Below are 21,382 nucleotides of genomic sequence, written 5' to 3' on the forward strand. Positions count from 1 at the left end.
GATTGTAATGAAACGGGCTTATCAGCAATGATAAGCCCGTTTTATTTTTAATCCATCTTATCATCTAAAAAATAACATTTAATTACAGAAGCTTAATCAAACTTTTCGGAATTGATTTAATTTATTTTTAATTTTTTTAAAATAAATGGAATAGAATCTGTCGTTGTCTCGTTATCACTATGTCAATCACGACAACAACGAGGAAACTACAATGAAAACATTATTTACTCCAACTCTAATCGCACTAGCCTGTTTTTCAACGATGGCAATGAGTGCTGAAATATCTGTCTCGACATCAACCTCTGCTCAAGCGGATGTGCAATTTAACTCAGATCAATCACAACAGTTAAGTGCAAGCGCTAACCTACAAAATAACAATGAAGCTTCAACAACAAGCGATAGCAACGCTGACACAACAGAAACGAGCGAAACAAATGACTCAGCATCAATGGCAGCTGGCTCAACAACATCTACTAACGGCGAACTAACGCTTCCAATGCCAACTGAAACGCTAGCGGCAGTGAACTCATCAGTTGACACAACAATCGCTAATGTCGATTCTGTGTCTCAAATAGCCAGCTCTCAACTTAACGACTTAACTAATGGCTCAGTGACATTGGCAACTGAACTTAGCGGTCAAACTGCTGCGACAGCAGAAATGTTATCGACACAAACTTTAGCATCTGCATCTACTGCTGTTACCACAACCGCTGATACATCAGCCCAATTAGCTGCTGCTTCAGTGAATGGTGCTCTAATGGCTGCTAGCTCAACTGAGCTTGCACTAGATAACGCAGTGAATGGCGCTACTGAATTAACGACTACTGTTGCAGCTAACGGTGCAGCTAACCTGCAAAGCAGCATGACGGCCGATACGCTTGCTGCCACTAGTAATGCTATATCAGAATCAACCAACGCCGCGGTATCGCAAGCAACCACTGCTGCCGTCAATGCCACAGCATTAACAACTGTGCAGCAGCAGTTACAAGCAAGTGCGAGTGAATTAGTACAACAAAATGCACGCGAACAAGTGACCCAAGCAGTCAGTCAAACCGTAAGTGCTGAAGTCAATAACACGATTCAAAACACCATTAGATTAACCAGCGGTTTATAACATATTCCAAGCTAACCTCGTTTATGCCGGCTGTATTGCCGGCTTATCTTATCCCTGTTGACTTTAGGATTTCACATTATGGCATTATTAACTCGTTATACCGCACTCTCAACGGCTATCGTACTGGCCAGTGCGAGCCCATTATTAGGGGTAAAAGTATGGGCAAACGACACTGCCAATGCCTGGTCATTTAGTGGTAAAGCTAAAGCGGGTATGGAATATCAGTCCAATGTAAACATCAGTGAATTAGAGCAAGCGAGTGGCGAGTCCGATAATGCTGTCGTTCTCGATGCTCAAGTCGACCTTGGTTGGCAAATTAGCGATAACTTACGTCTAGACAGTGGTTACAGTATCAATGATAAAAGCTACCAAACGGCCAGTGATTATGATTCTCGCCTACAATTAGCCTTTGTCGATATGAGTTATGCACTTACCACTGTCACCATAGGCGCCAATGTTTATCATGCCCAGGCCGATTTAGATGGCAGCAACTTTTTAACCTTAAATCAATTCAGTCTCTATAGCATGCACAGCTTATCTGACAGTTGGTTTTTACGTCCAAGCATCATGCATGCAAACAAGCAGTTTGATCAAATAGAAGAACGAGATGCAAAAAGCTATACGGCAGCAGTGGACTCTTTTTGGTTTTTTAATCAAGGCCAGCGCTTTATTTCAGTGGGGGCGTCCTATGAGGATGAAGATACGACAGCTTCGTCGTTCAGTTATACCGCGACAGGGCTCAACGCACGAGTGTCCAATCAGTTTTCGTTATGGCAAATACAACAAAAAATTCAATTAGGTGCCAAACTGAGCCAGCGAGATTATCAAACTCAAGATAATGGTAGTCACCGAGATGATGTACACCAACAGTATGACGCCAAATGGGAAGTGAATTTGGGGCAACATTGGGCGATATTAACGTCTATTGAATATGGTGATTTCCATTCAACCTTAAGCACTGCCGATTACGATGAGACCCGTGCAGGGCTAATGTTACAAGCCAGCTTTTAAAGGCCGAGTGAGTAAGCCATAACCATATTGATTGTCTTTACCTGGATCGCCTAAATCTTGCGCTTGTTGTTGTAATTGCTGTACGACTTGCGCCAGCGTTAATTCTGGTGTCAAAGCTAATAAACACGCCACTTTTGCGCTCACTACAGGTGTCGCCATAGACGTACCACTCTCGCGCCCGATGCTGCCATCAGCGCGAGTGGTTAACACCTTAACCCCAGTAGCCGCAAAATCAATATACTCACCTTGATTCGCCCAACGATAAAGCCTTTTTGCATCATCCACTGCGGTTACCGCTATCACGCCATCATATGCGGCAGGATACAAAGGTGCAGCCGCTGGCCCGCCGTTACCCGCAGCAGCCACTAAAATAATCTCCTTAGCGACTAATAGAGTAACCACTTCGCTTAATACAGGGTTATCTGGTCCAGTCAGGCTCATATTAACCACTCGATTATTTTGCGCGACCAACCAATTTAACGCCTGCAAAATACTCTCTAGTGTGGCCCCTTGCTGATATTCATTTTGCGCATAAAAAGCCCCTGCACTGTATAACGTTAATGACGGCAACAATGGGCTTAACCCATCACTTTCACCTGCCAGAACGCCTGCTACGGCCGTGCCATGGCTATATGACGTAGGGATTGCAGCTGGCAAAAAGTGTTGTTGAATTAACGCAAAATTTTCCTGCGCATTAGGCCAAGCATAGTGATGAGGGTTAATTGCAGTATCAACCATGCCTAACGAAATAGGCATCTGACACATTGCCTCTGGCTTGTCATTTACAACCAACGCAGCATCGACTTGTGGCACCATAACGTCTGATTGCGGTTGGTAAATAAAGTTACGGCTTAAATACGGTGCCAGCAATTCTGGCAACTGCTGACGCAGTAATTGTGTATTGTTTAACGACTCAGGTACTTGCAGCTTAATAAGTTGTAAATCTAAGCTGTCTAAACTTTTACGGGTTTGTACGTACTGACTCAATACCGGTACAACCTCGAGTACTTGCTGCCATTGGTCAGCCGATAACAGTATCAACCATTCACGCTCAACAGCTCGATGCCCCTGCTCAACTTTCACCTCATTCCACACGAGCTGCTTACGTGTATCGAATATGGGTAATACGTTAGGTAACTGCACTAATGGGTCTAGTAATTGGGCTTTGATAGCAATGGTTTTTTGCAGTTGTTGCTCAATTAAGCGTTGTTGTTTTAATTCTTGTAGGCGCTCTGCATTACGGTTAACAGTGCGATCAAGGTGTTCCACAATGGTATTTGGCAAATCAGTAATCGGTAATAACTGCGCAGATACCCATATCGGCATCAAGGCAAGCCCCAATAATGTGAGTTTATATTTTTTCATTGTTCTCATTGATTTACCTAGCTTGGCGTATAGTGTGTAAGATAAAAACGTCTGACAACAACAAAAAATTCCCTCTCATTGGAATAAATTAATCTATTGACCCGTTATCAACATATGTCGACTTTAACGCGAGATGTAACATGAAGACAGAATTAACCACATTGCTGCCAGCATTAAGACGTTTTGCCTACTCGTTAACGGGCTCGATGCCCGATGCCGACGACTTAGTGCAAAATACGCTGTTGCGGATCCTAAAGTCACCACCACCAGAAGATGTCCCTTTGGTAAAGTGGGCATTTAAAATATGTCGCAATCAATGGATTGATGACTACCGTTCACAAAAAGTGCGCACATTGGCCACCGCCAAACCAGAACTACAAGCTGAAAACTACAGCGACGGTGAAGCAGATATCATTAACGACATCACCCTAGGTGAAGTTAACCAAGCCATGAACAGCTTATCGGATGAACAGCGTGAAGTGCTATCATTAATTGCGGTACAAGGTATGAGTTACAGTGAAGCGGCGGATATTTTAGCTATTCCAACCGGTACTATTATGAGTCGCCTTGCCAGAGCAAGAGCCAATATGGTCAGCTTTTTTAAACAACCTAACGGGAGCATGGCATGAACTTAAGCGATGAAACCTTATCAGCCTTTTTGGATGCCGAGTTGCCAGAGGCGGAAATGGAACGGGTCAGAATGGCACTTGTTGATAATGAGGCGATTGCGGAAAGATTAGCTGAATTAGCCATGGTTGATGTGATGGTACAAGAGCATTACCAAGCTATTGATCAACAGCCTATTCCAGCTTCGACTCAAGCATTATTAGCCGATGAAGAGCTTGTTGCAGCCAATCCTGTGACAGACACTTTTGTGACAGACAATGTTGTCGAGTTTCCTTGGTGGCGTAAAGCGCAACAGCACGTTCAGCAGTATGCTGCTGCCGTTGCCGTAATAGCTCTTATAGCTGGATATGGTGTTTATCAAATCGAGTCGCCAAGCCCGAGTCAAACCAACATTGCGGCTGCAAACAGTTTATCGCTTCAAAATGACATAAGTGAACAGCTTACACACCTACCAAGCGGTATAGACACAATCCTAGATAACGACAGCGTGTTGACTATTCAGCTCAGCTTTTACAATCAACAAGGCGAATTATGCCGCCAGTATGCTGTGCAAGACCAAGCACAACAAAGCAATGTAATCGCCTGTCAACAACAAGGACAATGGCAGCAAATGGCCAGTGTTGAATATAAGAGCGATCCTGACCATCAAATCGATCATCAAGCTCTGTATCAAACAGCAAGCGGCGGCTCAGCACTTGATGAAGTGTTAGATCAACTTATTGCCGATGCGCCACTCACAATGGTACAAGAGCAAAAAGCACTGCAACAACTGGCTAAATGAGAGTGATAATGCTTAAAACCATCAAGGTAACCGTTTGGCTATTGATAACACTAGCTACCACTTTGTTACTCAGTGGTTGTGCCAATAACACAACCACTGAGCAATATCGTCAAGCAGATGGATATCAGTATCTTGAGCGCAAAATTACCGACAATTATTTTATGTTAGACATTATCAGTAAAAATAAAGCCAATCTAAACACTTATATCTCTACTCAGGCATCGGTATTAACCGACCAAATGGGTTTTGATTGGTACATTATTGTTGAACAGAATGATGCCGAAAATAAAAAAACACCCTATAAACAAAGTGTCGAAATACGTATGGGTAAAGGCATTAAGCCGTAAATTGAATACGAAGCGTTTATGAGTTACGGGCGCTAATCAACACACTCATTTTAGTCGACATCAATAAAGGATTTAACTCATGTTGCGCTTAACCAAGCTAACCTCCCCTCGCTTTCAAACCCTCTGTAAGCCCCCAAGCTTGGCCTGTGTAATGGCAGGAGTAATAGTTGGAGCAATGGTAACGCCATCAGCATTTGCAACTCAACTGGCCCCTTTATTACCACAAGCGGTGAGTAATAACGCTGTCGCCATGGTGCATGCTAATAAACAAACGTATTTACTGAGTTTTATGGGTCTAGGAAAAGGTAAGGATTATCAAGATGTACATAATCTTGCCTGGTCATTAGCTATCGATAGCACCGCACCTCAATGGCAATCTATAAAAGCGGTACCCCATGTTGCACCACTCTCAGGCCGTTTAGCCTCAGTTGCTGTTGGCATAAAAGAATATGCATATGTATTTGGTGGCTATACCGTTGCTGAAAACCATGATGAAATAAGCACTGTGGACAATTATCAATATTCGATTAGTAACAACAGCTATCAACGCATTGCAGACATGCCTGTTGCAGTTGATGACACAACTGCAGCAACTTATCAGCAACGTTATATTTATCTGTTTGGCGGTTGGCACAACGACGGTAATGTTAATTTAGTCCAAGTATATGACACCCAAACCGACATCTGGGCTCAAGCCAGCCCGATCCCTGCACCAGCAGTATTTGGTCAAGCGGTAGGAATAGTGGGCAATCAATTAGTGTTATGTGATGGGGTTAAAGTGCAGCCAAATATTAATGCACGTCGAAGCTACCAAGCATCGCCAGTGTGTTTATTGGGGGAGATTAACCCTAACAATCACTTGCGTATTGATTGGCAATTATTGCCGCATTACTCAATTATAAATCTGCCAGCAGGCCAATCCGCAAGCCAGTCAAATACACCAACCGCACATTATCGTATGGCCGCAACAGGAATAAAGACTCCAAAAGGTGGCCAGATCGTCTTTTTAGGTGGCAGTGATAATCCATATAACTATTCAGGCATTGGGTATAACGGTCTGCCAAGTGAACCCGGTAAATATCAATACCGCTTCGACTTAGCAAGTAAACAATGGCTAACGCCACATACCTTGTCTCAACCGAGTATGGATCATCGAGGATTGCTCTGTTGGCAAAATACTTTGTTGCGGGTTGGCGGTATGCTTGCGCAACAAAATGTGAGTGACCAAGTGCTAACAACCACACTCAATACCAATGAAACCTGCTATGTCGATTAATTAATGGGTTCTGTGAGTTAGCTAACAACTTTCACTTTAACATTTGAGGATTTTTAAAGATGCACATAATATACATGTAATTTATGTGTATCTTTGGAAAAACTATGTTAACTGAACACGCCTTACCCGCATTACAGCAGTTATCGCTAGTCGATTTAATTGATTATATTGAAGCGACTCACCATCAGTACATCCGTGATACGGCGCCACTTCTAGCCGAATATACTGAAAAAATGGTAAGAGCACATGGCGATGAACATAATGAAATCAAACCATTGGCACAGGCTGTTAACGCCCTTATTGCCGAATTAATGCCGCACTTAATGAAAGAAGAACGAATTCTATTCCCAGCCATTAAATCACTAAGCTTAGGCGAACCAGCTCATGGCTGTTTTGGTCACATTAGTAATCCAATTAATATGATGCTGCATGAGCACGATAATGCCGACCAGATATTAGATACCATCAGAAGCTTAACGAATAACTACACTCCTCCTGCTGGCGTATGCAGCACGTGGCAAACCTGTTATCGCACATTGGCAGAGTTTGATGCTGATTTACAAAATCATATTGATGTTGAAAATATGCTGCTTTTCCCAAAAGCACTGGCACTTTGATCTAGTGCCATTAATCAAAGCAGGCAATGAAGCCATTATTGTGGCTTAACGAATTTACTCAGCGTATTTGTTATAGGCATTATACCGAGCCCCAACGGTATATTTTAAGAAGTAACTCCGTGCCCTCCCTTGCGGATTTACTTCCTTTTTTTTACAAAACTTCTTAAAGTGACATCATCTACATTCAGCACTATCGGAACTCATTATGTCGCCACATCATTATCCTACATTCGCCTTAGATGATATCGCCAACTTACAAGAGTCTGCACAGGTAGAGTTTAAATTAGCGGGTGGCCGTGATGGTAAAGGCAAACTGCCAGAAGGTATGTGGGAAAGCTACAGTGCATTTGCTAACACCTTGGGCGGGGAAATTATTTTAGGCGTGAAAGAAGAACAAGGGCAATTTACTATCGAAGGGATTGTTAACCCTATGCCTATGTTGAGTGAAATCTGGACCATATTAAATGACGCAAAAAAAATCAGTCACAATATTTTAGCGCCAACAGATGTGCAAATTATCGAAATTATGGCCAAAAAACTCATCCGTATTCACGTGCCGAGTGTTGATGTAAAACTCAGACCAATTTATGTAGGCACCGATCCTTACAGCGGCACGTATTTTCGCGTAGGCGATGCCGATATGCATGCCAGTCGTGAACAAGTAGAACAAATGAGTCTAAAAGCCGAAATAACCTTAAGTCAACGAGTCACAAATAATAGCAAAGTATTAGACAAATAAACCACTCACAACGTCACTTTACGCCCAGCAATAGAGCGTGATTCAAGCTGTAAATTAAAGTAACTCAAGCAGTAAATCTAATTGATTAATTTCAATATGAGGTAATACCGTTTGCGCTTTTTTATGTCGCTGTTGCATACAAGGGTTAAGCCAAACACTCTGGCATCCCGCCATTTTAGCCCCAGCAATATCCGACGATGGATGATCGCCAATATGCAGCAACTGTGCAGGCGTAATAGCAAGTTGCTTACAGGCTAACGTAAACATATCGCTATGCGGTTTCATTTTAATACCATGGCCTGGGTGTAGTACAAATTGCATCACATCACTTAAGCCAATTCGTTTGGAGTCTACATTACCATTGGTGATCCCAATTAACGGGTAGTATTGCCCGAGTTTTTGCAACACCGTTAGCACCTCTGATGCGACGGTAAAATCACTACGATGATAATGAAAACAATCCATGCCCAATTGCGCACCCTGACTGGCGTCTATCTCAGAATAACCGAAATGCAATAAACCCTGATGCAACATGGCATACCGCGCGACACTGGTGTCGTGCGCAAGTTCGGGTCTTAAGGTAAACAAATGGTGCTTAAGCTGTTGCCACTGAGTGCTATTCCAAGCCATTGTAGCCGGATAACTGCGATTGATAAGTTCAAATAATTGCTCACTAGCATGGACAACATAAGGAAGATTATTATAAAGAGTGTCATCTAAATCGAAGCTAATGGCTTTAAAAGGTTGTAGGCGTTGATATTGGGTAATAGAAGCAGCTTGTTGTTGATATGTCATTATTTTCCCCTATCTTTTTTCGCTCTTGGATGCGCGCCATCATAAACTTTAGCGAGATGTTGAAAGTCTAAACTGGTATAAATTTGCGTGGTCGATAAGTTTGCGTGACCCAGTAACTCTTGTACAGCGCGTAAATCTTGACTTGATTCAAGCATATGGGTTGCAAACGAATGACGCAACTTATGCGGATGAACTTTTACTGACATCGCCTGTTCTTGGCCCCATTTAGCCATACGTGCTTGAATGCTTCTGTGCGATAAACGTTTCCCTTGGCTGCTCACAAACAAAGCATCACCTGCCTGTGCCAGAGATAATTGCTCACGGCAACCAAGCCATGTTTTTATCGCTAATAGCGCTACTCGTCCTATTGGCACTACACGTTGTTTACTGCCTTTACCCGTCACTTTAACTTCACTTTGATCAAACTTAATGTCTGCACAATCTAAGCTAGCGAGTTCCGCTAAACGTAATCCGCTTGAGTAAAATAGCTCCATAATCGCTTTGTCGCGCAGGCTCAAAGGGTCTGTGCCATCAATTGACAATAAATGACTCACCGCATCGACATCCATATTTTTGGGCAAGGGTTTGTTTTGTTTAGGGGCGCTTAGTGTATGGGCAGGATTAACCTTTACCGCGCCTTCATGGAGTAAAAAGTCGAAAAACTGTTTAAGTGCAGATAAACATAAAGATAAAGAGCGCGGGCTTAAGCCTTTACGATGCAAGCCAGCAATAACAGATTGCAACTGCTCTCGTGACACGCTCATTAATACTGTATCTTCGCCCAATTGAGTTTCGACACGGCGTAATTCAAATAGATAATTACGCACTGTATATGCCGATAATTGCCGCTCTGAAGTCAAATATTGGCTAAATATCGCCTGCCAGTCTGTTTGCTTCATGGGACGGATCCTCAATTATAATTGCGGTAATATATGATCTAACAGATGGCGTAACTGACTAAACAGCAATGAGTCCATGTCTGGATGGAAATGAGTTGGGTCTTTGCTGGCAATGGCAAAAATCACTTGGCCATTGTTATCAGACAACTTAGTCAAGGCAACAGAGCCGACTTCACGGCCAAATAAACGCGATGATTCTGACTGAGTTAAGCGACCAAAATAATAACCACTTTGCAAACGATGACGCCAAATGTTGGCTAATTCACTATCAATATCATGCACAGTAATTAGCCTTACATGACTAAAGCCAAACTCACCCTTTAAGCCCTCAGACAAAGCTTGTCGCAAGTCGCCTAAGTCTTTACTTGCCAACAACTTAAAAGATAACTCATTATTAAAGTTGAATATTTTTTCATTGTGAGTAGCAATTTTCATCAAAGAGGTGATTTCTTCTTCTAGCTCGCTCACGCGTTGACGTAGTAATTCTTGACGACGTTCAACCAATGACACAGCGCCGCGCTCTGCATGTGGCACCCGCATTGCGATCAGCAGTTCAGGATAGCGATTAAAAAAGTCAGGGTTATCTAATAAATACTCACGGATTAGCACTTCATCAAAGGGAAGTTGCTGAATATTAGTGAGCATTTCAGCACCTAAATCATGGCCGATAGTATTAATGTCTTTCGCGTTAGCACTGCTAACACTGTCGACATTGATGTCATCTTTAGTTACTGCTTCTGAGGTAATGTCACTCATAGTTGAATATGCCCATCGTATACGTGTTCAGCGGGGCCAGTCATCCATAATGGCTTACCCTCGCCTTCCCAATTTATCACTAAACTACCACCAGGTAGATCGACCCTAACTTGCTTATCGAGTTTATCTTGTAATTGCCCTACAGCAGCCGCTGCGCAAGCGCCTGTACCGCAGGCTAACGTTTCTGCGGCACCACGCTCATAGACGCGTAATTTTATATGGCTAGGGGTCACTATTTGCATAAAGCCAACATTGACACCTTTTGGAAAACGTTCATGGCGAGTCAAACTGCTACCAATTTCGTCAACATTGACTGCGTCCACATCTTCCACTTCAATGACACAATGAGGATTACCCATTGAAATTGCACCACATAAATAAGTTTGCGTTGGCGTTTGCAGCAAATAAGTTTTTTCACTTTTTTTGGCTTTAAATGGTATCTGACTTGGTTCAATAACGGGTACGCCCATATTGACGGTGATATGACCATCTCGTTCAATACGCAGGGTAATTTTACCCGAGCTGGTGCTCACGCGAATTTTATTTTTTTGGGTTAAGCCTTTGTTTCGCACAAATCGAGCAAAGCAGCGGGCACCGTTACCACACTGCTCAACTTCGCTGCCGTCGGCATTAAAAATACGATAATGAAAATCGAGATCCGGATCATAAGGCGGCTCAACCAATAACAATTGATCAAAACCAATCCCAAAATTACGATCGGCAAGACGTCGAATTTGCTCAGGCGAAAAAAACACGTTCTGTGTTACACCGTCAACGACCATAAAGTCATTGCCTAGCCCATGCATTTTGGTGAAATGGATCACAAAAGTTTCCTTATAAAACGTTATACCGACAACAAGATAATTTACGGTAGTAGGTGTTCGCCTTGCCAAAGTTGCTCTAAAGTTTCACGCTGGCGCACTACAACATCTTTAGCGCCATCAACCATAATTTCGGCCACTCTTGGGCGTGAATTATAATTAGATGACATCGCAAAACCATATGCACCACTTGAACGCACAGCGAGTAAATCACCCGCTTTTACCGCTAACTCTCTGTCTTTACCTAAAAAATCGCCCGTTTCACATACAGGCCCTACAATATCATAAGCCAACTTGTCTGCATCTGTTTGTTGTACAGGAATAATATTTTGCCAAGCACTATAAAGTGATGGACGGATAAGATCGTTCATGGCGCCATCAACAATCGCAAAGCGTTTGTCGCTGTTTTCTTTTAAATACAGTACTTGGGTAACAAAAATACCCGCGTTGGCAGCTATAGCACGTCCAGGCTCAAAAATTAACTTCAAAGTACGACCATCTAAACGTTCAAGCAAAGCCGCCGCATAAGCGTCTGGATGTGGAGGCGTTTCGCCGTTATAGGTGACACCTAAGCCGCCGCCAACGTCGAAGTGTTCAATCACAATACCTTGACTTGCTAAGCGATCAATTAATGCCAGCATGCGGTCCATAGCGTCTAAAAACGGCTTAATTTCAGTTAGCTGCGAACCAATATGACAATCCACCCCTTTTACCTGCAAATGCGCTAGTGACGCTGCACGGGCAAACACGGTTTCGGCTTCTTCCATCGCGATGCCGAATTTGTTTTCTTTAAGACCGGTTGAAATATAGGGATGAGTGCCAGCATCAACGTCTGGATTAATCCTCAGTGACACAGGCGCTATTTTACCTAAACGCTCAGCGACTGCATTAAGCTGTTCAAGCTCCGCGCTAGACTCAACATTAAAACAATAAATGCCTAGTTGCAGTGCTTGCTCCATTTCGGCAACCGTTTTACCTACACCAGAAAACACCACTTTTTTAGGATCGCCGCCTGCCTGTAATACCCGAGACAACTCACCACCAGAGACAATATCAAAACCACTGCCTAAACGAGCAAGCACATTTAATACTGCTAAATTTGAATTAGCCTTTACTGCGTAGCAAATAAGATGGGGATGATCGGCTACTGCATTGTTAAAAGCATGCCAATGGCGCTCTAACGTGGCGCGAGAATAAATATACAACGGGGTGCCATGTGTCTTTGCTAGCTGTGCTACATCGCATTCTTCTGCGAATAAAGCATCATTTTGATATGAAAAGTAATCCAAAATGCAGGTCCTTTTAAAAGCTATTCTTGTTGTGAGATTGAGGGTTGTTATTCAGTCGTTTCTGCTTTTTCAGGCACATTGGTGCTTACTGGTTGCGAAGCAACTTTGTTGGCCACAGGCTCCGGTGTTTTGTATAAAACACCTTTTTGGCCACATGCAGTTACGAATAGGCTAGCAAGCATAATAAATAAAAGCAGTCTCATTTTTCTCAACATCTGTGCATCTAGTGAATAATGGTCTTATAATCGCATTCATAACGCAGAAAGCAAAGGACAGAAATGCATGACTATGACAGATACTGAGTTTCATCGATTAGCAGATGAAATGTTTGGCGAGATTGACAACGCAGTTGAACGAGCCATTGACGACCAAGATGCCGATGTCGATATTGATGCGAGCGGTAACGTGTTGCAATTAGCATTTGAAGATGGCTCACAAATAGTGATCAACAAACAAGAGCCGCTGCATGAGATTTGGATTGCGACAAAGTTTGGTGGTTTTCATTTCAATTACACTGATGGCAAATGGCTAGACACTCGTAACAGATTAGAGTTTATGCCTTTTGTGATTGATTCTATCAAAAAACAAAGCGGTATTGAGTTAGATATTAAGCCTTAAAAACACATAAATGGGCTTAGTATATACTCACACTAAGCTCATTTACTTTCATCATCATCGGCATCAACAACGTAAAGCACAACTAAAATGCTGAACCCATTTCGTCATCGGACAATCCAAACGGTAATACCCGCAACTCACCTTCTATCCGAGTCAGCTTAAAAAACTGTGGCATATTAAATACCGGTAAACGCTGTTTTTTCTCATTAAACACATATAAGTGACTTTCTTTACTGACAAACTCCTTCATGTTTGTGTGCGGATATTGCAGTTGTGTTAGTTGGTTATTTTCATCCACCACAAATACATCGAGTATGTCATTACGTTCACGCAAAAAATATTGCTTGGCACCTGTGGCAATAAATTGTTGGATAACCGAAGGCACACTGGCATATGGGTCATCAATTAATTCAGGCCTAGCCAAGACTAAGTTTTCTACCAGATCCTTTTTTATTGCCGTATCAATTTTACGGTACATCATGCCTAATGAGTTAAAGTACATCCCATACCTGTGTTCACCAATGGTAATTTGATGCATTAATGTACTGGTTTGACTTACCTTTTTCATTAATCCATAGCAACGCAATAACAAGACTTTAAGTTGGTTAAAAATAGGTTGTTTTAATTTTGCCGAACAACTCACAACAGACAAATCAACTTTATCATCGGAGCGTTTTAAGCCTAAAACCACAAAAGAGATGGCTTCTAATAATGCAGTGTCACCATCAAAACGGTGGCTTTGCCACTCTCCCCAGCTGTTTAAACACACCACAGCAACAGAAGATAGCATGTTGATTTTATTACGCCCAAATGACAACACGTTCAAATCGATGTAGTCGAACATCAATTCTTGCCCCTGCCATTTTACAGTTGGATCCTCATCTATATTCACCACAAATATAATTTTTTGATAAAACCACGGCTCACATAGATGTCGTTTAGAAACGACTGGGACATTATGCAAGATAGGGATTAATTTATGGCTCAAATACGCCAGTTTATTAGCACGGTGAGAGCCTCTGCCGACTTGAGCCCATTGCGTATCGAACGTAGCAAGCCCGTTCATAACTGACCAAGCCACAAGGCTGCACACATTGTCAGCCTCATGGATCACTTGGTTAGCATCGGCACCAATAAAAGACTCCCGAGCCTCGATAAACGACGCTGAATTGTTGGTTTGAACTTGACGATATAGGTAAAAACGCGATGTCGCATCGCAATAGCGCACAACCAAAACCTTTTCTGCTGTCGATAAGCTCCATAACCGATTAAGCGGCTGTAAAATATGGTCATCATCACTAAAAGATGAGTGTAACTTGCGAGCAAGTAAACCAAGCTCTTCTACCCGCATACGATCACTTAGTGCTTGCTTAGAAGCAAACTGCAACAGGTTTTTATAACTCGTTAATAACAATTCGCTTAATTGCTGATTAAACCATTTTAATTGCCCAGAATGCCAATAAGGGCTGTTATCTAACATGGCAATAAGTTCTGGATTCCAACCCCACTGATTGACTAAATGGCGCATTTTACTATAGCGCCAATCACGTCCCCAAGATGGGGGTAACTGCGACAGTAAAACCCCAGATTTAAGGTAAAAACAACGCCTCACAATTTCTAAACGATTGTCATCTTCTTGGGTCAGTAAATAACGTTCAATTCGATAATAGAGCAATAAGTAAGCATCGTTATCTGAACTAAAGTTTTGCTGTTCACACAACTGCCAAAGCTGCTGAGTAATGAGAGTAGTATTGGGATATTCCGACGCGTAGGTTTCTAATAACAAAACCTTTAATAATGCTTTATGTGGTTTATTTAAGCCTTTATATAGCTGCCATAACGATGCACCGAAATACTCTGCAGCAGGGAGAGAGTTAATATCACCGAAATAAAGCAGATGCGGATATTGCTCGGTAATTTGTTGAGTGGCGCTTGGCCACCAAGCAACGGTTTTACCCGCTAAACAAATATGTGAGCGATAAAATTCTTCTAACAATAACCAATGTTGACTGGTACCACTGTGCTCAATCCCTAGTGACTGGTTGCTTTCAAATGCGCTTGAATCCCTAAATTGCATCGGGTGAACAAGGTAAAAATTGACTTCAAAATCAAAACCAGCAAACCAATCTGTCATCAATTTATTTTTATGCTTAAGTAAATCGAGTTCAGCACTGGTTAGGTGGCTTTTATACACAAGCCATACATCAATATCACTCTTGGGGTTTTGACCAAAACTAGCCGTACTCCCCATGGCGTAAACACCTTCAAAAGCAGTTGATTGCATCTCTATCACAGCTGGAACGTCCAATGACATTGCCTCACAAGCTTCAATAGCGTGGTGAGATAAAGAGAAAAAATCGATACCGCAAGGCGTTTTAGTATTTAGTGTGCCAGGCAAATCAGGATGATTAACTTGCAACATCAACGGAATGAGATGGAATAATGCTTGTTGCATTTGAGGCAACACACTGAGTACTCGCGAAACTCGAATACTATTTAATTGCAGTGCTAACTCCTGTTGATGACATGCTGTGACCATAGTCAAAGCCTACTTCCTTATATCTTTACGCTAATTTTTACGTTACCTAGGTAACAATTCTGATTTTGATAATTCGAATTTATCATTAACAACAGTATATTGAACATCACAATTTTACCATAACTGTGATCAATGTAACGCCAAGTGTATTTTTGTCTCACACTAAATGCATGTAAACAAGACAAATAAGCGCCACAGACTTCAAACAATTAGCATCGATTTGTTACATCAAAGCGTGGGCAATGATAGCATTAGCTTAACTAAGGCTATCTGACTTGGATCTACTACTATGTCTGAAAATGTAATTCGTATTGCAACACGTAAAAGTCCACTGGCTATGTGGCAAGCTGAATTTGTGCAAGCTGAGCTAGAACGTATTCATCCTGGTTTGCGGGTTGAGCTGTTACCTATGAGCACAAAAGGCGATGTTATTTTAGATACGCCATTAGCTAAAGTGGGTGGAAAAGGCTTGTTTGTCAAAGAGCTTGAAGTTGCTATGCTAGAAAATCGTGCCGATATTGCGGTGCATTCTATGAAAGACGTACCTGTTGATTTTCCAGAGGGTTTAGGCCTACAAGTGATTTGTGAACGTGAAGACCCTCGCGATGCATTTGTTTCAAATAGCTACAAAACGATCAGCGAATTACCCCAAGGCGCTGTAGTTGGAACGTCAAGCTTACGTCGTCAATGCCAAATTCGTGCTGCACGCCCTGATTTAGTCATCAAAGATTTGCGTGGCAATGTGGGCACTCGCTTAGCCAAACTAGACAGTGGTGACTATGATGCCATTATTCTTGCCGCGGCAGGGCTTATTCGTCTAAAACTCAATGACCGTATTGCTAGCTTTATCTCTGCTGAAGAATCATTGCCAGCAAATGGTCAGGGCGCTGTCGGTATTGAATGTCGTACTGATGACGAACGTGTTAAAGCACTATTAGCCCCACTTGAACATCTAGAAACACGTTATAGAGTACTTGCAGAGCGTGCGATGAATACCCGTTTAGAAGGCGGATGCCAGGTACCTATTGGGGCTTTTGCTGAAATTGAAGGTGACAACTTAACCCTGCGCGGATTAGTCGGTAATCCTGATGGCAGCCAAATTATTAATGGCACTGTGTCAGGTCTTAAAACTGATGCGGTCAGTTTAGGCCAAGCTTTGGCAGATGATTTATTAAGTCGCGGCGCTAAAACTATTTTAGATGCTGTTTATGCCAGCTAATTTTTTGTTATCACGATAACAGACGATGAAAGTCTTGCTAACGCGCCCGCTCGGGCGCAATCAAGCAATGGAGGAGCAACTCTCACTTAGTGGTGTTGCTTACTTTGTTACTCCCCTTTTAGCGATAGCCGAAACCACTGAGCAACTCGATTCGGTAAGCCTAAAACAGACAGAAAATTTACTGTTTATTAGTACTAATGCTGTCGATTTTGCAGCGCAAAAACTGCAACAACAGTTCCCACAACACTGCCGTTATTTTGCGGTTGGCCAAGCAACCGCAGACAGCCTCGCACAGTTTAACATTCATGCCTACACTTCACCGGATACTAGTCAAGACAGCGAAGGTTTATTGTCTTTACCGCAACTGCAAAATGTAGAAAATCAAACCTTCCTTATTGTACGTGGTGTAGGTGGCAGGGAGGCATTAGCAGAACAGTTAACCGCACGCGGTGCCCAAGTTGATTATTGGCAAGTATATCAACGCATCACACCAGCGCTTGATGGGCATGACATTTCTCGACAATGGAAATCATTTGGTATTGATACTATTGTGGTCACCAGTGGTGAAATATTATCCAACTTAGTGGACCTTGTACCAAAAGAATCATTTGCATGGTTACGCGCATGTCATATCATAGTCCCTAGTAATCGTGTCGAAATACAAGCAAAAGCAATGGGATTAAGCCATATTACCAATGCTAATGGAGCAAATACTCAAGCGACACTTATGAGCTTGGGCTTAAATTTGTTATGATATTGTTATGTAGCATCGACATGCATTAATTAATATTGCTTTTATTGGTTGTATTTTTGCTTTCAAGGACTGTTCATGGAAAACAATAAAAAAGATCCAAATTCGCCAGCAAACAAGGACGAAAAAGTCATTTCTCCAGCGTCAAGCCCTGTTGAAAAACCAACAGTGGCTAAAAAAGACAATACTACCAATTCCTCGTCAACTGACAAAAAAACCAAAAACGCTCAGAGTAACGATACCCAAATAAACAATCAACGTCGTAAAACCAAAGCTAGCTCTTGGTGGATTAGGCTTGGTGTATTATTCAGTTTAATTATTGCAATTTTGGCTATCGTGGCTTGTTATTGGATTTACCTGCAACTCGATAAACAAGACAATGGTCAGGCTCAGTTAGGGCAAACAATTACTGAGCAAACGAAGCTAAATCAATCATTAAAATATGAGATTCAGCAAGTTGAGATGACCAGTAATAAGCGTTTCTCCACATTAGAACAACAACAGCTTAATGATACTAAAGCTTATACAAAGCTCGCTGAACTTCAGCAATCAAACAAGTTATTACAAGAGCGTGTCGCGGTTATTGCCCAGCGTAGCCCAAATCATTGGATGGCATCTGAAGCTGAATATCTAGTGCGTATGGCTGGCAGAAAATTGTGGTTAGAAAACGACCCGCAAACCGCAATGGGCCTATTACAATCTGCAGATGAACGTATTAGTGCCATGAAAGATCCAGCGTTGACGGCCTTACGTAAGGCTCTTGCAGATGACATTAACAAAGTAAAATCATTAAAAACAACCGACATTACCAATACGATTTTCGAATTAGACACTGTAATTGACAGATTAACGTTACTGCCGCTAAATCGAGTTGATGAGAACTTTCAGGAAAACTCAGATGCCCAGCCAATGACAGATTCAATAGACGATTGGCAACAAAATCTTGCTCGCACTTGGCATGACTTAACTGACGGTTTTGTCACTATCCGTAAACGTACCACTGATTTAGAACCACTTTTATCACCTGAACAACAGTGGTATTTAGTTGAAAATATCCGTAATAAATTACTTCAAGCTCAGCTGTCTTTATATCGATTTGACCAAGATAATTATCAGCAATCCATTGCATTAGCTGACAAATGGTTACAACAATATTTTGATTTAACAGATGCAAAAACCAAAGAAACTGTTGAAGCATTAGATAAGCTTGCCAGGGTAAAAGTTGAGAAGATAACTCTTAGCAAATTCCAAGCGTCTCCATTGCTTCAACAGCTGGTTACCTACGGTGAAATCATGCCTGCGGAGGAACTTGCACAATGATTAAAACCTTAGTGTATGTATTGCTTATTTTAATCGGATTATGTGTCAGTCCGCTCATTATTGGCCAAAGCGGTTATGTTTATATTGCGATTGGCGAATATCAAATTGAAACCAGTTTAGTTGCCGCTGTTGTGGGTTTAATTATCTTTTATTTTGCATTGCAATTAGTGGAATGGTTATTGGTACTACTGCTTAATATTATTTTAAGCAGTCGTTACCTACCCGCTAAATGGCGACAAAAAGCCGCAAAAAAGCATACTCTTATTGGCGCTTTGGCTGTAGCCGAAGAAGATTGGCCAGCAGCTGAAACGGCTATGGCTAAAGGTGCTCAGCAGGGTGAAATACCTTTATTAAACTTGTTTGCTGCAGCTCGGGCGGCGCATTATCAAGGTAAAACCACCGCTCGCGACCACTACTTAACTCAAGCAGAGAAAAACCCAATTGCCAAAACAGCAGTAGATACCTCTCGTGCACGCTATTTTATTAAGCAAGGTGAGTTAGCTAAAGCCAGGGCGATTGTTGATAAACTCAACCCAACGAGCAAAAGTAGCGCCCCTGTTTTAAAATTAGCGATGGATTTATATCAACAACAACAAGACTGGCAGGCACTAAAACTACTGTTACCTATTGTGGCTAAACGTAAAATATTAAACGATACCGAGCAGCAAGGACTAGCGACACAAACCAATGCAATTTTATTAGCTAATGCAGCACAAGAATCAGAAGCTGAATTAGAAAAATGTTGGCATTGGCTAAGTAAAACAGAGCGTAAACAGGATGAACTTATTGTGGCTTATGCTCACGGTTTAAACCTTTTTAAACGCCAAGATAAAGCGTTAAAACTTTTGAGCAAACAGCTTAAAACTCAACCAACATCGCTATTATTTACGGCATTGCCAGATCTAGTCAGCGCGGATGACATAGAAATCCGTAAGTTACTAGAACGTCTAGAAAGCACTCATGAGAATGATGCCGACTATCAAATGTGCCTAGCCAAACTTGCCATGCAACAGCGTGATGCTAAACAAGCTAAAATCCATTGGCAAAATGTGTGCAGGATTACACCATCTCATCAATCTTGGCTTGCTCTGGCTCAAATTCAAGAGCAACTAGGCGAAAATGCTCCAGCCGCACAAAGTTACCGTAAAGCGGCAATGGCCATGTAGTCCTTTAGTATTAATTTACTTTAAGAGAGATATCAGACCCGCTTTGTTGCGGGTTTTTTATTCAGAAAAATTCATGTGTGCCGATAAAAGAATTACAGTGTAAAAGCATTAACCCCTGATAAACCCTACAATATTAATCACTACATATATTGGTTTAACAAACTAATAATCAATAAGTTACTGAATCTAAATGCAACGTCAAAAAATTGACCAGCTACCTATAACATGGTAGAATTGTTAGATTGTGGTTAAATTATTTTTAATTTAAATATTCATAATACTTTGACCAAGATCACGCATACTTACGTATTAATTACCTGATATATCAAAGCTGTTGGGAGCTTCAAATGGAATCGATTAAAACATCACAAAACGGGATACTTTCTGCCTCTGAAGGCAAAGTAGTTATGACTATCAATAATCAAACGACTGAGCTTCAGCTAGGCCAAACAGTGCCTGCTGGAGCTGCAGTAACTAGTGACGAGAACATTAGTTTCGTCATTACTTTTGATGATGGCACCATTTTCAATAGTGCTGAAATTCCGGCAGATGAAACGATTTCCACTGCTTTTAGCGCAGAGGATCAGGTTACAGATCAAGCAGCATTAGATGAAATTGAAGCACTACAAGATCTTATTGCTTCTGGTGAAGACCCAACAACAGAACTACCCGAAACCGCTGCTGGTGCCCCAACTGCCAACCAGGGTGACTCAGGCTATGTTGCTGTATCACGTGATGGAAGCGAAACACTGGCTGACAATGGTTATGATACGACTGGACAAGCGGCTGCCCCAACAGCTGTTATCCAGGAAGAAGGCGTAGGTGAAAACGATTCCCCATCAGTTTTAGTCAACGATTCAATCACGGTTAGCGAAGACCAAATTGCTTCAGGTAATGTATTAAGTAATGACACCGATGCTGACTCAGCATTGAGCGTAGTGAGTTTTGAAGTTAACGGTGAAACCTACCCAGCAGGCACCGAAGTTACCCTAGAAAATGGCGTGCTAGTCTTAAATGCTGATGGTTCATACACCTTCACACCAAATGAAAACTGGAACGGCAGCGTCCCTGTGATCACTTACACCACCAACACAGGTATTACTGCCACATTAACCATTGAAGTCACGCCGCTTGATGATGCGTCTGTGTTAGTTAATGACAGCAATACCATTGTTGAAGATACCGTTGCCACCGGTAACGTATTGGATAACGACAGCGATGTTGATTCAGATTTAAGCGTTGTCAGCTTTGAAGTTGATGGCCAAAGTTATGCTGCTGGCACCGAAGTCACCCTAGAAAATGGCGTGCTCGTCTTAAATGCTGATGGTTCAT

The 21,382-nt window shown here is 42.0% G+C and carries 21 protein-coding genes and 1 pseudogene; 14 read left to right on the plus strand and 8 right to left on the minus strand.

Features of this window, described 5'->3' with window-relative positions:
• The first annotated feature begins 211 nt into the window (after window positions 1–211).
• A complete protein-coding gene (locus IEY40_RS14465; protein WP_188957367.1) occupies window positions 212–1,114 on the plus strand; it encodes a hypothetical protein in 903 nt (300 codons plus the stop codon).
• Between the two features lie 78 nt (window positions 1,115–1,192).
• Window positions 1,193–2,125 (plus strand): surface lipoprotein assembly modifier, encoded by a 933-nt coding sequence (locus IEY40_RS14470; RefSeq protein ID WP_188957369.1) that lies wholly within the window; start codon window positions 1,193–1,195, stop codon window positions 2,123–2,125.
• Here IEY40_RS14470 and IEY40_RS14475 read toward each other — a convergent pair.
• Entirely contained in the window at window positions 2,108–3,490 is a 1,383-nt protein-coding gene (locus tag IEY40_RS14475) for a S8 family serine peptidase (RefSeq protein WP_188957371.1), read from the minus strand. The genes IEY40_RS14470 and IEY40_RS14475 overlap by 18 nt on opposite strands.
• A gap of 140 nt (window positions 3,491–3,630) precedes the next feature.
• On the opposite strand from IEY40_RS14475, the gene IEY40_RS14480 reads away from it, so the two are divergent.
• From IEY40_RS14480 to IEY40_RS14505, 6 genes and pseudogenes are all read left to right on the plus strand, one after another.
• Window positions 3,631–4,119: an RNA polymerase sigma factor gene (locus IEY40_RS14480; protein WP_188957373.1), complete on the plus strand. Its 489-nt coding sequence runs from the start codon at window positions 3,631–3,633 to the stop codon at window positions 4,117–4,119.
• Window positions 4,116–4,898, plus strand: a complete 783-nt coding sequence (locus tag IEY40_RS14485) for an anti-sigma factor family protein (RefSeq protein WP_188957375.1) — start codon at window positions 4,116–4,118, stop codon at window positions 4,896–4,898. Before IEY40_RS14480 ends, IEY40_RS14485 begins: the two co-directional genes overlap by 4 nt.
• Before the next feature lie 8 nt (window positions 4,899–4,906).
• Window positions 4,907–5,245: a hypothetical protein gene (locus IEY40_RS14490; protein ID WP_188957377.1), complete on the plus strand. Its 339-nt coding sequence runs from the start codon at window positions 4,907–4,909 to the stop codon at window positions 5,243–5,245.
• A gap of 151 nt (window positions 5,246–5,396) precedes the next feature.
• A complete protein-coding gene (locus IEY40_RS14495; protein ID WP_229777117.1) occupies window positions 5,397–6,521 on the plus strand; it encodes a Kelch repeat-containing protein in 1,125 nt (374 codons plus the stop codon).
• 131 nt (window positions 6,522–6,652) lie between these two features.
• Window positions 6,653–7,138 (plus strand): annotated as a pseudogene (locus tag IEY40_RS14500) (hemerythrin domain-containing protein); the annotation flags it as partial.
• A gap of 205 nt (window positions 7,139–7,343) precedes the next feature.
• Window positions 7,344–7,877: an AlbA family DNA-binding domain-containing protein gene (locus IEY40_RS14505; protein ID WP_188957381.1), complete on the plus strand. Its 534-nt coding sequence runs from the start codon at window positions 7,344–7,346 to the stop codon at window positions 7,875–7,877.
• Window positions 7,878–7,931: 54 nt separating this feature from the next.
• Here the strand turns inward: IEY40_RS14505 and IEY40_RS14510 are convergent, their stop codons facing one another.
• The 6 genes from IEY40_RS14510 to lptM all read right to left on the minus strand — a co-directional run bounded on the left by IEY40_RS14510 (window position 7,932) and on the right by lptM (window position 12,652).
• Entirely contained in the window at window positions 7,932–8,672 is a 741-nt protein-coding gene (locus tag IEY40_RS14510) for an HAD-IA family hydrolase (RefSeq protein ID WP_188957383.1), read from the minus strand.
• Complete coding sequence (xerC, locus tag IEY40_RS14515) at window positions 8,672–9,571, minus strand: tyrosine recombinase XerC (protein WP_188957385.1); 900 nt, start codon at window positions 9,569–9,571, stop codon at window positions 8,672–8,674. Before xerC ends, IEY40_RS14510 begins: the two co-directional genes overlap by 1 nt.
• 15 nt (window positions 9,572–9,586) lie before the next feature.
• Window positions 9,587–10,216 carry a DUF484 family protein gene (locus IEY40_RS14520; RefSeq protein ID WP_229777121.1) on the minus strand — a complete coding sequence of 210 codons (630 nt, stop codon included), beginning with the start codon at window positions 10,214–10,216 and terminating at the stop codon, window positions 9,587–9,589.
• Between the two features lie 107 nt (window positions 10,217–10,323).
• Entirely contained in the window at window positions 10,324–11,151 is an 828-nt protein-coding gene (gene dapF / locus IEY40_RS14525) for a diaminopimelate epimerase (protein WP_188957389.1), read from the minus strand.
• Window positions 11,152–11,192: 41 nt separating this feature from the next.
• Window positions 11,193–12,437: a diaminopimelate decarboxylase gene (gene lysA, locus IEY40_RS14530; RefSeq protein ID WP_188957391.1), complete on the minus strand. Its 1,245-nt coding sequence runs from the start codon at window positions 12,435–12,437 to the stop codon at window positions 11,193–11,195.
• A 47-nt stretch (window positions 12,438–12,484) separates the two neighbouring features.
• Window positions 12,485–12,652, minus strand: coding sequence for an LPS translocon maturation chaperone LptM (lptM, locus tag IEY40_RS20310; protein WP_368855375.1), 168 nt, complete (start codon window positions 12,650–12,652; stop codon window positions 12,485–12,487).
• 67 nt (window positions 12,653–12,719) lie between these two features.
• On the opposite strand from lptM, the gene cyaY reads away from it, so the two are divergent.
• Complete coding sequence (cyaY, locus tag IEY40_RS14535; RefSeq protein ID WP_188957393.1) at window positions 12,720–13,055, plus strand: iron donor protein CyaY; 336 nt, start codon at window positions 12,720–12,722, stop codon at window positions 13,053–13,055.
• An 82-nt stretch (window positions 13,056–13,137) separates the two neighbouring features.
• Here the strand turns inward: cyaY and IEY40_RS14540 are convergent, their stop codons facing one another.
• A complete protein-coding gene (locus IEY40_RS14540; protein WP_188957419.1) occupies window positions 13,138–15,594 on the minus strand; it encodes a class I adenylate cyclase in 2,457 nt (818 codons plus the stop codon).
• Window positions 15,595–15,883: 289 nt separating this feature from the next.
• Between IEY40_RS14540 and hemC the strand changes: the two genes are divergently transcribed.
• The 5 genes from hemC to IEY40_RS14565 all read left to right on the plus strand — a co-directional run.
• A complete protein-coding gene (gene hemC / locus IEY40_RS14545) occupies window positions 15,884–16,813 on the plus strand; it encodes a hydroxymethylbilane synthase (protein WP_188957394.1) in 930 nt (309 codons plus the stop codon).
• 25 nt (window positions 16,814–16,838) lie between these two features.
• The gene (locus IEY40_RS14550) at window positions 16,839–17,567 is read left to right on the plus strand and encodes a uroporphyrinogen-III synthase (RefSeq protein WP_188957396.1); all 729 of its coding nucleotides are present in this window, start codon (window positions 16,839–16,841) and stop codon (window positions 17,565–17,567) included.
• A 75-nt stretch (window positions 17,568–17,642) separates the two neighbouring features.
• Window positions 17,643–18,884 carry a uroporphyrinogen-III C-methyltransferase gene (locus tag IEY40_RS14555; protein ID WP_188957398.1) on the plus strand — a complete coding sequence of 414 codons (1,242 nt, stop codon included), beginning with the start codon at window positions 17,643–17,645 and terminating at the stop codon, window positions 18,882–18,884.
• Window positions 18,881–20,050, plus strand: coding sequence for a heme biosynthesis HemY N-terminal domain-containing protein (locus IEY40_RS14560; protein ID WP_188957400.1), 1,170 nt, complete (start codon window positions 18,881–18,883; stop codon window positions 20,048–20,050). The genes IEY40_RS14555 and IEY40_RS14560 overlap by 4 nt, the downstream gene beginning before the upstream one ends.
• 347 nt (window positions 20,051–20,397) lie before the next feature.
• On the plus strand, window positions 20,398–21,382 hold a 985-nt coding region (locus IEY40_RS14565), incomplete at its 3' end, for a retention module-containing protein (RefSeq protein WP_188957402.1).

The sequence above is a fragment of the Shewanella ulleungensis genome (assembly GCF_014648315.1).
Classification (GTDB): Bacteria; Pseudomonadota; Gammaproteobacteria; order Enterobacterales; family Shewanellaceae; genus Shewanella; species Shewanella ulleungensis.

What these genes read in the sequence shown, in the direction of transcription:
- IEY40_RS14505 (WP_188957381.1), top strand. Translation starts at nt 7,344, where the DNA reads ATGTCGCCACATCATTATCCTACATTCGCCTTAGATGATATCGCCAAC.
- IEY40_RS14470 (WP_188957369.1), top strand. Translation starts at nt 1,193, where the DNA reads ATGGCATTATTAACTCGTTATACCGCACTCTCAACGGCTATCGTACTG.
- IEY40_RS14520 (WP_229777121.1), bottom strand. Translation starts at nt 10,216, where the DNA reads ATGCTCACTAATATTCAGCAACTTCCCTTTGATGAAGTGCTAATCCGT.
- IEY40_RS14510 (WP_188957383.1), bottom strand. Translation starts at nt 8,672, where the DNA reads ATGACATATCAACAACAAGCTGCTTCTATTACCCAATATCAACGCCTA.
- lptM (WP_368855375.1), bottom strand. Translation starts at nt 12,652, where the DNA reads ATGTTGAGAAAAATGAGACTGCTTTTATTTATTATGCTTGCTAGCCTA.
- IEY40_RS14490 (WP_188957377.1), top strand. Translation starts at nt 4,907, where the DNA reads ATGCTTAAAACCATCAAGGTAACCGTTTGGCTATTGATAACACTAGCT.
- IEY40_RS14560 (WP_188957400.1), top strand. Translation starts at nt 18,881, where the DNA reads ATGATTAAAACCTTAGTGTATGTATTGCTTATTTTAATCGGATTATGT.
- IEY40_RS14480 (WP_188957373.1), top strand. Translation starts at nt 3,631, where the DNA reads ATGAAGACAGAATTAACCACATTGCTGCCAGCATTAAGACGTTTTGCC.
- IEY40_RS14475 (WP_188957371.1), bottom strand. Translation starts at nt 3,490, where the DNA reads ATGAAAAAATATAAACTCACATTATTGGGGCTTGCCTTGATGCCGATA.
- IEY40_RS14550 (WP_188957396.1), top strand. Translation starts at nt 16,839, where the DNA reads ATGAAAGTCTTGCTAACGCGCCCGCTCGGGCGCAATCAAGCAATGGAG.
- cyaY (WP_188957393.1), top strand. Translation starts at nt 12,720, where the DNA reads ATGACTATGACAGATACTGAGTTTCATCGATTAGCAGATGAAATGTTT.
- hemC (WP_188957394.1), top strand. Translation starts at nt 15,884, where the DNA reads ATGTCTGAAAATGTAATTCGTATTGCAACACGTAAAAGTCCACTGGCT.
- IEY40_RS14465 (WP_188957367.1), top strand. Translation starts at nt 212, where the DNA reads ATGAAAACATTATTTACTCCAACTCTAATCGCACTAGCCTGTTTTTCA.
- IEY40_RS14540 (WP_188957419.1), bottom strand. Translation starts at nt 15,594, where the DNA reads ATGGTCACAGCATGTCATCAACAGGAGTTAGCACTGCAATTAAATAGT.
- xerC (WP_188957385.1), bottom strand. Translation starts at nt 9,571, where the DNA reads ATGAAGCAAACAGACTGGCAGGCGATATTTAGCCAATATTTGACTTCA.
- IEY40_RS14495 (WP_229777117.1), top strand. Translation starts at nt 5,397, where the DNA reads ATGGCAGGAGTAATAGTTGGAGCAATGGTAACGCCATCAGCATTTGCA.
- IEY40_RS14485 (WP_188957375.1), top strand. Translation starts at nt 4,116, where the DNA reads ATGAACTTAAGCGATGAAACCTTATCAGCCTTTTTGGATGCCGAGTTG.
- IEY40_RS14555 (WP_188957398.1), top strand. Translation starts at nt 17,643, where the DNA reads ATGGAAAACAATAAAAAAGATCCAAATTCGCCAGCAAACAAGGACGAA.